This is a genomic window from Actinocorallia sp. A-T 12471, from assembly GCF_033875155.1.
GTDB lineage: Bacteria > Actinomycetota > Actinomycetes > Streptosporangiales > Streptosporangiaceae > Actinocorallia.
The window spans coordinates 29,314-43,141 of the sequence record NZ_JAWZTE010000016.1 but is presented as its reverse complement, the minus strand read 5'-3'; the positions used below and the strand labels follow the sequence as shown (position 1 = coordinate 43,141).

8 protein-coding genes are annotated in these 13,828 nt (G+C 71.5%); 3 read left to right on the top strand and 5 right to left on the bottom strand.

The window, feature by feature from the left end:
* Window positions 1-89 precede the first annotated feature (89 nt).
* Entirely contained in the window at window positions 90-1,199 is a 1,110-nt protein-coding gene (locus tag R9X44_RS32005) for an SRPBCC family protein (RefSeq protein WP_319818095.1), read from the top strand.
* Here the strand turns inward: R9X44_RS32005 and R9X44_RS32000 are convergent, their stop codons facing one another.
* The 4 genes from R9X44_RS32000 to R9X44_RS31985 form a co-directional block, all read right to left on the bottom strand.
* A complete protein-coding gene (locus R9X44_RS32000) occupies window positions 1,200-4,541 on the bottom strand; it encodes a CDP-glycerol glycerophosphotransferase family protein (protein ID WP_319818094.1) in 3,342 nt (1,113 codons plus the stop codon).
* Window positions 4,538-7,684, bottom strand: a complete 3,147-nt coding sequence (locus R9X44_RS31995) for a CDP-glycerol glycerophosphotransferase family protein (protein ID WP_319818093.1) — start codon at window positions 7,682-7,684, stop codon at window positions 4,538-4,540. Before R9X44_RS31995 ends, R9X44_RS32000 begins: the two co-directional genes overlap by 4 nt.
* A gap of 1 nt (window position 7,685) precedes the next feature.
* A complete protein-coding gene (locus R9X44_RS31990) occupies window positions 7,686-9,242 on the bottom strand; it encodes a CDP-glycerol glycerophosphotransferase family protein (RefSeq protein ID WP_319818092.1) in 1,557 nt (518 codons plus the stop codon).
* Between the two features lie 210 nt (window positions 9,243-9,452).
* Window positions 9,453-10,346, bottom strand: a complete 894-nt coding sequence (locus R9X44_RS31985) for a hydrogen peroxide-inducible genes activator (RefSeq protein ID WP_319818091.1) — start codon at window positions 10,344-10,346, stop codon at window positions 9,453-9,455.
* Window positions 10,347-10,521: 175 nt separating this feature from the next.
* On the opposite strand from R9X44_RS31985, the gene R9X44_RS31980 reads away from it, so the two are divergent.
* Window positions 10,522-10,992: a hypothetical protein gene (locus R9X44_RS31980; protein ID WP_319818090.1), complete on the top strand. Its 471-nt coding sequence runs from the start codon at window positions 10,522-10,524 to the stop codon at window positions 10,990-10,992.
* Here R9X44_RS31980 and R9X44_RS31975 read toward each other — a convergent pair.
* The gene (locus tag R9X44_RS31975) at window positions 10,929-11,972 is read right to left on the bottom strand and encodes a sulfatase-like hydrolase/transferase (protein WP_319818089.1); all 1,044 of its coding nucleotides are present in this window, start codon (window positions 11,970-11,972) and stop codon (window positions 10,929-10,931) included. The genes R9X44_RS31980 and R9X44_RS31975 overlap by 64 nt on opposite strands.
* An 896-nt stretch (window positions 11,973-12,868) precedes the next feature.
* Here R9X44_RS31975 and R9X44_RS31970 point away from each other — a divergent pair.
* Complete coding sequence (locus tag R9X44_RS31970; RefSeq protein ID WP_319818088.1) at window positions 12,869-13,783, top strand: hypothetical protein; 915 nt, start codon at window positions 12,869-12,871, stop codon at window positions 13,781-13,783.
* The last annotated feature ends 45 nt before the right edge of the window (window positions 13,784-13,828 follow it).

The window sequence follows — 13,828 nt, the reverse complement described above, 5'->3', positions numbered from 1 at the left end:
TGCGAACCCCCGGACAGACCCGTCACGGACCTCCTGTGGCAGCCGCTGCCCGCGCGACGTAGGGTTTCGCGCGGAACCAGGGAGGCCCGATGGAATTCGACACCGAGTTCGCGCTCACCGCCGACGCCGACACCGCCTGGCGCGCCCTCCTCGACGTCCCGCGCGTCGCGCCGCTCATGCCCGGCGCGGTCCTCGACGCGTCCGAGGACGCCGAGCACCACGGCAGGGTGAAGATCAAGTTCGGCGCGACGACGATCACCTTCAAGGGCGTCGTCCGCACCGCGGTCGTCGACGACCTCACCCGCACCGCGATCTTCGAGGCCACCGCCCGCGAGGCCCGCGGCGCGGGCACCGCCGAGGCCGTCTTCCAGGCCACGGTCCTCCCCACCCCCGACGGCTGCCGCGTCATCCTCCACACCCGCGCCACCTTCACCGGCCGCGCCGCCGCCCTCCCCACCCCCCTCATCCAAGAAACCGCCACCAAACTCCTCACCCGCTTCGCCACCTCCCTAACCCCCTCCCTAACCCCCCAAGACCCCCCCTCAGAACCCCTCCCACAGCCCCCCGGCACCGCCGACGAGCCCTCCGAACCCCTCGCCCAGGCCCCGAGCCCCACCGACGAGCCCTCCGAACCCGTCGCGCAGGAGGCAGGCCCCGCCGACGGGCCCTCCGACCCGAGCCCTTCGGACGGGCCCTCCGAGCAGGAACCCGACCCCGCACCCTCCTCGGCACCCCTCACTCAGGACCCGAGCCCCGCCGACGGACCCTCCGAACCCCTCACGCGGGAGGTCGCCGAGCCGACGGATCCGACCGACGAGCCGGACAAAGCGGACGCACCCTCCCAGCCCCTCGCACAGGAGGCGGACCCCGCCGACGAGCCCTCCGAGCCCGTCGCGCAGGAGGCGGGCCCCGTTGGCGGGCCCTCCGAGGCCGTCGCGGGGGAGGTCGCTGAGCCGACCGTCTCGCCGGAGGAGGCTGGGCACGTTGTGGGCGGGGGCGGCGCGGCGTTGGCCGATGTTCCGGCTGTGGATCCGGTGGTGCCGCCGCGTCCTGAGCCGGAGGGGCCGATCACGGCCGGGGGGTTGATCGATGAGGTCGGGGTCGGCGGGAAGCGGGTGTGGCGGCTTGTGCCGGTGGCGGCGGTCGTGGTGGCGCTGCTCGTCGTGGTGCGGGCCGTGACGCGGCGGCGGGCCGGCTGATCAGGGCGACAGGAGCCGGTCGACGGCCCGACGGGCCGCCCGCCCGGTCTCCGCGCCGGTGTAGCGGGCCGCGAAGGCGGCGAGCGCGTCACCGTGCCGGGAGACGACGTCGTCAAGCGCGCTAATGCGGTCCACGAGCTCCGACGGGTCCCGCACGACGGGCCCAGGAACCGTCTCCTCGTACGGCACGAGGAACCCGGGGTGCCTGCGGTGCGCGTCGAGGTCGTAGGGGTGGAACACCATGGGCCGCCCGGTCAGCGCGTACTCGAACACCGCCGACGAGTAGTCGGTCACCAGCACGTCCGCGATCAGGTACAGGTCGGCCATGTCGGGATACCAGGTGACATCGCGCAGGAAAGCGTCATCGCGCAGCCCGGTCCCGCCCGTGTCCGGATGCGCCCGGATCAGCAGCACATGGTCGCGCCCGAGCCGCGCCCTCGCCTCCTCGAGGTCGAGCCGCAGCTCGAATCGCGCGACCGACCCGTGCCCCGCCCCCGCCCGCTTCGCCGGGGCGTACAGCACGACCCGCCGCCCCAAGGGAAGCCCGAGCCTTTCCCTGACGCGCACGGCCCGCTCCCCCGCGTCTGCCGCGAGGAGCACGTCCCCGGCCGCCGTCCCGACCTCGAGCACCTCCCCCTCATGCCCGAGCCCCTCCCGCAACAGGGCAGAAGCCCCCGAACCAGGAGAAAGCACAACATCAGCCGACACCCCCGGCGGTTCGGCCGCACGCAGCAGCGGCGTACGCCCGGTCCGCATCCAGGTCCTTCCTTCGCCCGACCTGTGCCAGGGCTGTGGAGGCCCGTCACTGACGACGTACCGTGCGCGCGCTAGAAGCCGGTAAGCCTCCCGCGTACCCGTCCCGACTATCCGCGCCCCTTCCGGCGCGGCGAAGCCGTCGTCGGAGCTGAGCCACACAAGGTCGAGCCCGGTAGCGCGGCCGCGCAGCTCCTCGAAGACCGCGCGCGGCCCGCCCGCGCAGGTCGCCCCCCTTCCGCTCAGGAACACCGCGGTGTCCGTCACGGGTTCGGCGCGGTACCTCGGGTAGTCCACCTCGCGCAGCCTTCGCTGCGCGTACGCGCCGCGTTCGTCGTCGGCAAGCGCGCGCGCTGCGTGCAGCCTGAACCCCTCGCCGTACGTGGGCCGGTAGACGCGTCCGCCAAGGGGCAGTGCGGGAGGCAGCACAGGCAGCAGCCGCCGTTCCAGCACAACCGGCCGCTCCACCTCCCCGCTGACGGCAAGGAGCTCCCATGTCCCGCTGGCGAGCGGCGCGGGCCCGAGCGGCCCCGGCAGCGCCGACGGGTCGACCACGATCCGGAACGCACGTCCCGTCCAGCGCACGGTGAGCCTGTGCCGCGCGTGCCCGCGCCGCAGGACGACCTCGTCCGGCTCGTCGGCCCCCGGCGAGCGTTCTCCGTCGAGCGCGAGCGCGTCGTGCTCCCAGCGCAAGTCGGTGAGCGTGAGCCCGGCGGGCCTGACGACGACGGCGGCGGCCCCGTACCGGGTCCGGGTGACGGCGAGTTCCGTCGCCCCGTCGGCCCAGCGGATCTCGGCGACCGAGGGCTCCACGAGGGGCGTGAACTTCTGCTCCGACGCCGCGATCCGCAGCTCCCACTGGGCGCTCCCGGCGAAGGACTCGCCTCGCGAGGTGTTGAGCTTCGCCAAGGGGACCTCCGCGGTGAAGATCTGGCCTTCGCGCCGCGCGGGGAAGGCGATCCTGCGCGTCCCGCACGTCGCGACGAGCGCGGCCTCTCCCGGCGCGGACGCCCAGCCCCGCATGGTGAGCACGCCTTCGGGCGTCACGGACGTCGACGTCACGAGCGACCGTACGCGCCGCACCCTGACGAACAGCCCCTCGTCGTCGTACATGGCCTGCGCCCGGAACCCGACCCCTACGTTGAGGTACGGCGTCCAGGAGGCACGTCCCGCAGCCGGACGGTTCAGGGTCGCGGTCCGCTTGAGCCCGCCAGAGGACAGCTCAAGGTAGATCCGCCAGTCCCCGCGCGGAAGCGCCGGGATCTCCAGGACGAACCCTGAGTGGTCGTGGCTGACCGCCGACTGCTCGGACTCCACGGTCGCCTCCGGCGCGCGCACCCTGCGCAGCGCGCAACGCTGCCGCTTGCCCGTCTTGCCTTCGACGGCCCAGGCGCGCATCCGGTCTTCCGCCCTGGTCTCGATCCGCGCGATGTAGGCGTATCCCTCGATGAGCAGAAGGTCGCCGTCCCACCAGACGTCCTTGACGCGGGTGCTCAACGCGAGCTCCGACGTCACGTCGTACATGTCGTCGGGTACGGCGACCCGGCTGTCGCGCAGGAAGGGGTAGTCGGCGAGCCAGCGTCTGCGCAGCTTCCCGTAGGGCCGGACGGGCGCGGACTCGGCTTCCGCCTCGAACCTGAGGACCTCGCCCAACTCGTCAAGGAGTCCCTGGCCAAGGAGGTGGTTGCGAAGTCGCGCGTAGGCGGGCAGGTCCTTGCCCGCGCTCTCGTCAAGGCCGCCCACGAACTCGCGGATACGGGCCGCGGCCTCGGCGTCGCCGGACGCGTCGATCGCCCACGCGAGCTTGGGGAGGTCGAACTCCAGGGTGAACCTGTCGAACGCGGGCAGCGCCTCAGCCGCCTCGGCGGCTATCACCGCGCGCATCTCGCGCAGTACGGCGAGCCTGTCCCAGGCGTTGGCGGGCTCCCCGGAACGCTCGGTGATCGACGCTTCCCCAGCGTCGCGTACACGCCACAGGTACACGGGCCCGCTGATGACGTCCACACTGCGCGCCTTCACGTGCGAGCGCAGCGCGACGGGGATGTCCTCGTAGAGCCCGGCGGGGAACGCGAGCCCGTTGCGGTCCCAGAAGGCGCGCCGCCACACCTTGTTCCAAACGATCCGGTCGGCTACTAGGTCGGGGAAGCGGCTGATGTGGGTGGCGAGCCTGTCCCCGGCGAAAGCCGCCCGGTGCAGGGGCGAGTGCCGTACGCCGCGGCTGCCGAACCTGCGCAGCCCGCCGGACGCGAGGTCGGAGCCGGTCCGGTCGAGCGAGCCGATGAGGCTGGTGTAGGCGTCGCGGTGGACGAGGTCGTCCCCGTCCACGAAGGCGAGCAGTTCGCCGCGCGCTTGGGAGACGCCGAGGTTGCGGGCCGGGCCCGGCCCCCGGTTCTCCTGCTGGATCAGCGTGAACCGCCGGTCCTTGTGCGTGTACGACTTGGCGACCAGCGCGCTTCCGTCGGTCGACCCGTCGTCGACCATGATCACTTCGAGGTCGGCGAAGGTCTGCGCGGCAAGGGAGTCGAGGCACGCGGGAAGGTACCGCTCGACGTTGTAGATCGGGACGACGACGCTCAGCCGAGGGCTCATCTGGCCTTCCTCTTGCGCTTCTTGCGGGACACGCCGAAGACCCTGTCGTCGCGGGACCTGTCGAAGACCCGGCCGAGCACCCGCGTCGAGGCGAGGCCGTCGTCCAGCGGGCAGAACCGGGCGGCGAACCCGGCGCTCGAGCCGGACGGGTCGCGCAGCGCGGCGGCCAGTGCGGACATGTCATCCAGAACGGGACCGGGCCCCTCGACATGGACGTCGAAGTAGTTCCTGCGCTCGACCGGCCGGTGGCAGTACACCGGACGGCCCGTGACGGCGAAGTCGAACATGAGCGCGGAGACGCCCGTGACGAGCACGTCGGCGGCGAGGCACAGGTCGGTCGGGTCGTGGTCGGCCGCGGCGAGGAACACCGTGTCGGGCACCTCGGCCCGCAGCGCGCGGGTGTCGAGCGAACGGTCGTGCAGGACGATCCTGGCGTCGGCGGGCAGCCCGAGCCGCGCCCGCGCCGCGCGCGTGCCCTCGGTGAGGTCCAGCGCCGCCAGGACGTCGTTGCGCGGGTAGCCGGACTCCACCACCGGGCCGTCGTAGTCGAAGGCCCTGCGGAGGATCTGGGTGCTGTAGGCGTTCGGGGACACCAGGTGGTCCCACTGGGCGACGTCCGCGGCGATCCGCTCCTGCCGCGCGGCCTCGGCGAACCCGCGCGGCTCCCTCGGGTCGAACCCCACGCCGGCGAGCGGCGCGCCGTGCCACGTCTGCAGGTAGACCTGGCCTTCGCGCTTGCGGAACCACTCGGGGAGCAGCCCGTCGCTCACCACCCACCGGGACGTCGCCAGGGCCGCGTAGTGCTCGGCGCTGTCCCGGACGACGCAGTCGACCCCCTCCGGGACGGCGAAGGAGGCGTCGCGCGCGACCCACAGAAGGTCGAGGTCGGGACGGCGTTCGCGCAGCGCGTCGAAGAGGGCCCGTGGGCTTCCGGAGCAGCGCGCGCCCTCATGGGCCTCGAAGACGACGCGGTCGAACAGGGGCCGCGCGCGCAGCCTCGGATAGTGCTGCTCGGCGAGCCTGCGCTGGTGGAAGCCGCCGCGTTCCTCGTCGCGCAAGCCGGGTCGGACCCTTAGCCGCAGACCGTCGCGTGCGGTGACGCGGAGGTCGAACTCGGCCCTGCGGTGGCCGCGCGGGCCGGGGAGCCGCGCGGCGGCGGTCCGGTCGATGGTCGCGGGGACGCCTTCGCCGTCTACGACGTCCCACTCGCCGCCGCCTATCGGGACGAGGTCGTCAAAACGGATGGGGATGTCGCCGTCGGCGTCGCAGGGCAGGGCGCGCAGGTCGCCGGTGCCGGTGTGCCGCAGCCACAGGCCGTCGCCGCCGCACAGGTCGCCGGACAGAAGCACGCCCGCGCCCTCCGGCTCGGCGCGCAGCACCCGCGGGCCCGGCGGACGCTTCCGCAGGGCGAGGACGCCGTCCTCGTCGCGGACCAGGACGAGCCCGCAGGACGCGACGGGGGGCAGGTCGCCGGCCGTCAGGGGGGTGTCGCCGAGCCTGAGGGGCGTCCACGCGGCGCTGAGACCGCCGAGGGGGACCCGGACGCGGAATCCGTCCTGTCCGGTCCACTCGAGGGGTATCGCGGCCGCTCCGGCCGTCAGGGGGCCTTCCTCGCCGGGGGCCCATCCGGTGAGGACGAGGTCGCCGTCCTCGACCGAGCAGCCCGTCACCAGCGCGCGCAGCGGACGCAGCCTCAGCGCGAACGTCCGCGCGCACACCGGCTGCGCCCACAGGCCGGTCTCGACCCGCACCCCGGCCGGCCGGGCGCGCCGCCCGTCGGACGTCCCCGCGGCGTAGGCGGTCCGGCGTACGCCGCGGTGCGACAGCGTCACCTCGAGCCGCCACTCCCCCGCGTCGAGCCGCGCCGCGTCAACGATGGCGACGAAGCCGCCGCCACGGTAGGAGGCCGCCGCCTGCGCGGAGCGCGCCGTGAGGTCCGGCCTTTCCGCGCGCTGGAAGTCGACGGGTACGCGGCGTCTGCCTCCGGCCTCCACGAGGGTCAGCTTGAGGTCGCCGTCCCCGGTGCCGGGCAGGTCGAGCAGCTCGATGTAGGCGTGGCCGGTGATGCGCAGCAGGGAGCCGTGGACGTGCTCGACCTCGTCCACGGCCGTCGTGAACGTCATCTCTCGGGAGGCCCGTAGGAGTTCCTGCGGTACGCGGTTGTCGAACAGCTGCGGATAGTGGTGGTACCAGGTCCGCCAGAGCATGCCGCGCTGGATGACGCCCGCGCGCGTCCCCCAAGCCTGCTCGTACCGGGTCACCTCAAGGAAGTCATCGAGCAGGCCCTCCGCCGTGAGGTGACAGCGCATCCGGTGCATGACGGGCACGTCGTGGAAGATGTCGCGCGAGACGCAGGACAGGTAGGCGTGGGCGGCGGCGAAGAGCTCGCGCCTGCCCTCCTCGACCTGCGCGACGGCGTGCAGCACCCGCACCAGCTCGCCGGTGACCGCGCTGCGGTCGAACTCCGCCCGGGTGCGCGGCGCGTGCTCGGCGAGGTGCGCCGACGCCTCCGCGAGCGCGCGCACCAGCGCGAGCAGGTCCTGCCGTACCGGCGCGGGATGCCCGTGGACGAGTTCGGGCAGCACGTCGGTCCGCGCGGCGAGGACATGGGCGGCCACGCCGAGCAGGAGGGCCGCTTCGGGCCCGTCACGGAAGGACAACCCGTGCCTGTCCCAGAACGAGCGCCGGAAGACCTTCGCGCCCAGCGTGCGGTGGTGCAGCACCAAGGGCTCGCTGCGCAGGCCGGGCTCCGTACGCGCCCCGCCGAACAGCCCCTCCGGATAGCGGACCCCTACGGCCCTGCCTATCGCCAGGTCGGAGCCGGTCCGCTCCAACGACGCCACAAGCGGCAGCGGAGAGAGCAGGTCACCCGGGTCGGCGAAAGCGAGGTAGGAGCCTGTGGCGTGGCGGACGCCGACGTTACGCGGCTCCTCCCCGGCCTCGCCCTTGACGAGGACGAAGCGCTCGTCCCCCGTCGCGTACTCCTTGGCGATCGTGTCCGCGCCGTCGAGGGATCCGTCGTCCACCATCACCACGCGCAGCCCGACCGCGCCGGACGCCCCGACCCCGGACAGGGCGTCGAGGGTGTCGGCGAGTCCTTCGCGGTCCCGGAAGGCGACCACCACGCTCAGCACGGGCGGCACGTCACATCCCCTTGAACACGTGCTCGATCACCCGGGCCGCCGCGCCCCCGTCGTCGAACGGGCAGAACTCGGCGCGGAACGCCTCGTCCGCGCCCTGCGCCACCCCCGCGCGCAGCGCCGCGACGACGTCGCCGGACGTCCGCAGCAGCGGTCCCGGGGCCTTCTCCTCGAGGTCCAGGTACAGGCCGCGCACCTGGTCGCGGTAGCGCTCAAGGTCGGGCGCGAACACCACGACGGGACGGCCCGTGCCCGCGAAGTCGACCATCGCCGAGGAGTAGTCGGTCACCAGGACGTCGGAGATCAGCAGCAGATCGGCGGCGTCAGGGTAGGCCGACACGTCGCGGACGAAGGCGTCAGGACGGGGCCAGCCCGCCCCCTTACGGGCGTTGCGGTGGGCCCGTACCAGCAGGACGTGATCGCCGTCCAAGGCCCGGCGCGCGTCATAGACGTCAAGGGCGAGTTCCTGCGGGGTCCCCGAGAAGCGCAGGTCGTCACGCCACGTCGGCGCGTACAGGACGATCTTCTTGTCTTCCGGGATTCCCAGCATCGCCCGTACGGCGGCGGCCCTCTCCTCCTTGCCCGGACGGTAGAGCACGTCGTTGCGGGGATACCCGACCTCCAGGACCTCCCCCTCGTAGCCGTACGCGCGGCGAAGGATCGGCGTCGCGTACGGGTTCGGGGACACCAGGTAGTCCCACTGCGGCGTGTCACTCCGGATGTGGGCGAAGGCCGCCTCACGCCGGTCGGCCATCGCCTCGATGTCGAGGCCGAGGTGCTTGATCGGGGTGCCGTGCCACGTCTGGAGGTACACCTGGCCCTCGCGCTTGCGGAACCAGCGCGGCATCCGCACGTTCCCGACGACGTACCGCGCGCGGGCCATCACCTCGTAGTGCGCCCGCGACCCCGCCAGGACGACCTCGCTGCCCGACGGCGGCGTGAACTGGCCGTCGGCGCTGATCCAGACGAACTCGAGGCCCAGGTCGCGCATGGCGAGCTCGTCATGGACGGCCCGGGGGTTGCAGGACGCGGCGCGGCCGCTCATCGAGTCGAAGACCACGAGGTCGAGCAGCGGCAGCGCCCTGCGTCCCGCGTAGTGGCCCGACTGAAGGCGCTCCTGCGCGCGCGGGCCCTTCTCGTCGGGCGCGTGGTTGGGCGTTACGGCCAGGACAAGGCGGGTCCCGCGCTGTCGCGGCGTGAAGACGTGCAGCCCTTCGATGCGCCGCTGCGGCAGCCTCCTGCCCGTCCATACGGCGTCGCGCAGCTCCCAGTGGCCGCTCGCCAGAGGGATCTCGTCCCCGAAGGACAGCACGCGCGTGCAAGGCACCCTGACGCCTTCGGCGGTCCCCGGGACGGTCACCTCACGTCCGGTCTCGCGGTGCCGTAGGACGAGGCTCTGCGGGGTGTGGGAGCCGGACAGCAGAAGGTCGCCCTCGGACGTCCACGTGACGAGGTCTATCCGGAACTCGGCACGCCCGTTCTCCTTGAGCCGGGCCATGGCCCGCCGGACGGGGGCCGGCACGTGGGCGGTGGACCAGCGCAAAAGCTTGAGGACGGGCACAGGACACCTCTCCTATCGCCACTCAACGTCATGATCAGCGCACAGAAAGTAACAACACGATGGCCGACCCGCCACCGTGAGCCACCGGCGCGCAGGCGTGACCGTGACGCTCAGCATGGTCACATTGCGCACCCGCTGCTCACGTTGAGTGAGTAGATGGAGGTCCCTTGACGCAATCTTGAGGTTGCGCCCGCCTCATGATCCGCCCGGTCAGGCGGCTATGTGGACTTTCCAATCCTTGTCCCGCACCGCGCGGCGCATCGTCTCGGCGAGCAGGCCGAACTCCTCGGCGCGCGGGGACGTCGCGCGGTGGATGAGCCCGATGCGGCGGTAGGGCGCGGGCTCGGCGAAGCGGTACAGGGCCATGCCCGCGCGGCCGGACTCCATGGGAACCGCCGACTCCGGCAGCAGCGTCACGCCGAGTCCGCCCGACACGAGATGCACGAGCGTCGAAAGGCTCGTCGCGTAGGTCGCCGCGGCGGCTTTCGCGCCGACCTCCCGGCACACCTCGAGCGCCTGATCCCTGAGGCAGTGGCCTTCGTTGAGCAGGAGCACGTCGAGGTCGCCGAGCAGATGCCGCTGCACAGGCTCGTCCACCTCAAGCGCGCACGGGGCGGCGAGCACGAACTCCTCCCGGTACAGCTCGTGCTCCACGATCCCGGGAACCGTCACGGGCAACGCGAGCACGACGACGTCAAGACGTCCAGCGAGAAGTTCTGTGACGCATGTCGCTGTCTGCTCCTCCCGCACCGAAAGCTCAATGTCGGGAAAATCACAATTAAGAGCGGGCAGCAGGGTCGGCAGCAAATAAGGCGCGACGGTAGGAATGACCCCCAGCCGCAATGGACCGGCCAAAGGTCCCTTGTCCGCCGCGACCTCCTCTGCCATGCGGTCGAGTTCGGCCAGTACGATCGCCGCCCGGCGCGCCACGATCTCCCCCGCGGGCGTGAGCAGCACCTTGCGTGTGGTGCGTTCCACAAGCCTCGTGGCCAGCGCGTCCTCGAGCGCGGCCACCGCCGCCGACAGGGCGGGCTGGCTCATGCGCAGCGCCGCGGCGGCGTCGCGGAAGTGGAGATAATCCGCGACGGCGAGGAACGCCCTCAATTGGGCGATCGTCGGACGACTGATAGCGAACTCCTATCAAGAAACCACTGTTCCCTCGATTTCCCCCATGACGATACCTGCGAGATCCTGACTGCCGTCACCGACCCCATTCAACGGTCAGCCTCACCACCGGCGACAAGTTCCCCGAGTTCTCCCTGACTACTTCGCCTCGGCGATGGGCATCATCGCCTGCGGCTGCGCCGTCTCCGCCACCCTGCGCCTGCGCGGTGAAGAGTCCTCCTTGCACCTCGAACCCCTCATGGCCACACCCACCGGACGGCTGCGCTGGGCCGCCGCGCACCTCACCACGGCAGCGGCGGGATCCGCGGCGATCCTCGCGGCCGGCGGGCTCGCCGCAGGAGTCGTGCACGCCCTCGGCGCGGGCGAGGCCCACGACGCGGCCCGCGTCCTGGGCCTCGCCCTGGCCCAGATCCCGGCCGTCTGGGTCCTCGGCGCGGTCGGTGCGGTCCTGTTCGGGCGCTGCCGCGCCTCACCGCCCTCTCCTGGGCGGCGGTCGGGGCCGCCGCGCTCCTCATGCTCTTCGGCGCGGCCCTCGACCTCGACCCGGCGCTGCTCGACCTGTCACCGTTCGCCCACGTCCCGAAGCCGGGCGCCGACTTCACCCTCGTCCCGCTCGCCGTCCTGATCTGCCTCGCCCTGGCCCTCACCGCGCTGGGCCTCACCGCCTTCCGGCGCCGCGATCTGCCCGTCGGCTGAGACCGCACCGCCGCCGCGGCGTCGCGGCGCCGCCTGTGCTCCAGGGCGCGCTGGTGCCGGGTGCGGCCGGCATGCACCCGCGCCCCAATGAAGGTAAGGACGCTCCGGCACTGTGCCCCGGCCCGTCAGCGCCGGGCGCATCGACACACCGTCGAGACCGGGCGACACGGGTGCTCCGGCGACGTCCGCGAGCGTGGGCAGCAGGTCGTAGTGCGCGATAGGGACGGTGCTCCGCTTCCCGGCGGTCGCCGCCGGCAGCCTCGGCGACCAGGCGACGAGCGGGATGCGGATGCCGCCCTCGTACAGGCTGCGCTTGTAGCCGCAGAACAGGCCCGCCACTGCGAAGAAGTCCGGGTCGACGCCCTTCTCCTCGTGCGGCCCGTTGTCGCTGGTGAACACGATGACGGTGTCGTCGGCCAAACCGAGTTCGGTGGCCGTGTCGATGACGCGGCCGACGTAGGCGCCCAGGAGACCCACCTGGGCGGTATGCGCCCGGTCGGGGCCGCTCCACTCCGTGTCGGTGTAGGCGCCCAGATCGGGGATGGTCGAAGGCGCGTGCGGCAGGGTCGGGGCCGTCCTCGTCGGGTCCGAAGCCCCACTTGCCGAACAGGCCGGTGCGGTAGCCGAGCCCGGCCAGCACGGACGCGAACGTGGGATCGGCCCCGAGCGGGAGGTCCCGTGGCGCGGCGGGCTGCGGCGCACCGCGGTGTGGCCCGAGTGCGGCCCGGTGAACAGCGACGCCCGGTCCGGCGCGCAGACCGGAGAGGAAGCGTACGCGTCGGTGAACATGAGGCCCTCGGCGGCCATCCGGTCGATCCGCGGCCTCGCGATCTTCCGCTGCCCGTAGGCCCCGATCTCTCCCCAGCCGACGTCGTCGCCCAGGATGACGATGAAGCCCGTGCAGGTCATGTCGAACTGCGCGCATAGTGCCAGTCGGCCCGGCGGGTGGTGACGGCTTGCAGCCATCTGGCTGGTATCCGGTTGGGGGTACCACCCAAACGGCCGCAACCCCGGACACATGTCCGGGGTTGTTCGCGTTTTTAGGGTAGGTCGGTTCTGTGGTGTGGCCTGCGTGCCATCGCGGGTTGCCCGTGGGCGGGGCTCTGCCACTAAAGGCACATGAGTGGACCCGAGAGTGCCGGAGCCGGGCCGCAGGAAGTCCCGGGAAAGATAGTGCGAGGACGCCGTGACCCGTGCCAGGGCCGCCGATCTACCATTCGTAGAGTCATGATTGGTAAGTGAGTCGGGAGGGCCACCGGCAGGACTGGTGGGGGCCTGGAGAGCTCGAGTGGACACTTCGAGCGGGGCCAGCGGATTTTTGCCTGCGAAGAGATCGGGTCCGAGACGTTCGCGCCCGTCCGGCTTTTGCGCTCCTCGGCCCGAGGGAGTCCACCGTTCCGCCGCTGTTCTTTCGGAAGATCTCGCCTGGGGAAGCGTCGAATTGACTGTCGGGGCCTGGCCGGGAGAGCCTCTCCGTTAACGCGAAAAACGGCTGCTTGACGTGAAGATTAGACAGACGCCATATTAACTGTGCTCCGATGATCGAGCATCGTCAGAGCGCTGGAATCGTCCTGCGGACGTGTGGGACGCGATGAGCTCAGCCCTGGGTGGTGTTCGAGGCTTGCAAGGGCAAGCGCTCGGAAGGCTGGTACGCACACTGCGGCGGTTACGTGGGCGGAGAAACCTGAGGTCTCTCCGCCCTCGCCGACCGGGATTCAGCCGAGCGTGCTTCGGCTGAACGCCTACCGGGGGTTCAGCCGGGTGTTCTTCGGCTGGGCCCCCTCTGCTGACGCTTGGAGAATGAGATGTGGTTTCGACGGATCGGCGTGCTTTCGGTTCTCTCGTCGGTTCTCCTCGGGTGCTCGGCCGCGCCGGGGGCTCCGGAGGGGGCCGATGGTACGAAGGGGTCGGATTCGCGGCTTGAGATCAGCAGGCCGCTGGACGCCTATCTGCCGACCGAGGAAGAGCGCGCGAACCTGGGCACGGCCGTGACGCGGCTGACCAACGCGTGCCTCGAGAAATTCAACATCGCGGACCTGCACCACGTCCGCCCGTTCCTCCACCTCGACGGGATCCTGGACGACCAGCGGCCGCTCGGCTATTTCACCGTGCAATACGCTGAGAAATACGGATACCATTCACCGCCCGTTGAGTTCCCGCAGGAAGTGGCCGAGCAGGGGGAGAAGACCGGCCCCTCGACGTCTTCGTCGGCCGAGGAGATCAACGTGGCGTACGGCGGGATCCAGGAGTACGCGGGCAAGCCCGTCCCGGCCGACGGGTGCCGAGGAGAAGCGATGCGGACCCTGTCGAAGGGATCTCCGTCCGGCAGCTCCTCCAAGGAGTCCGAGAGCGATAGGGAGAACTATCTCCTTCATCTGCGGGCCGAGTCGTCAGAGCGGTCGATCGCCGATCCCGCCTACCTCGACATGCAGGAGAAGTGGCGGTCGTGCATGCGGAGCAAAGGCTATTCGTTCGCCTCGCGGAACAAAGCGGCCGACAACCCCGACTGGAACACCGCCAAGGCGTCGCCGAAGGAGATCCGGACCGCCACGGCGGATGCCGAGTGCATGGACCAGGTCGATTACCTGGACATCTTCCTGAAGCTGATCGTGAAGAACGACGAGGTCCTCGTCGAGGAGAACGGCGAGCGCCTCCAGGAGATCAAGGAGATGTGGCAGACCCGGGTGCGCAACGCCAATGACCTCGTCTCCGGCGGCTGACCACGCCGGGAAGCGGTCGAGCACCGCCGAGCCCAGGAAGCGCAA

What these genes read in the sequence shown, in the direction of transcription:
- R9X44_RS31980 (WP_319818090.1), top strand. Translation starts at nt 10,522, where the DNA reads ATGGGCATCATCGCCTGCGGCTGCGCCGTCTCCGCCACCCTGCGCCTG.
- R9X44_RS31975 (WP_319818089.1), bottom strand. Translation starts at nt 11,972, where the DNA reads ATGACCTGCACGGGCTTCATCGTCATCCTGGGCGACGACGTCGGCTGG.
- R9X44_RS32000 (WP_319818094.1), bottom strand. Translation starts at nt 4,541, where the DNA reads ATGAGCCCTCGGCTGAGCGTCGTCGTCCCGATCTACAACGTCGAGCGG.
- R9X44_RS32005 (WP_319818095.1), top strand. Translation starts at nt 90, where the DNA reads ATGGAATTCGACACCGAGTTCGCGCTCACCGCCGACGCCGACACCGCC.
- R9X44_RS31970 (WP_319818088.1), top strand. Translation starts at nt 12,869, where the DNA reads ATGTGGTTTCGACGGATCGGCGTGCTTTCGGTTCTCTCGTCGGTTCTC.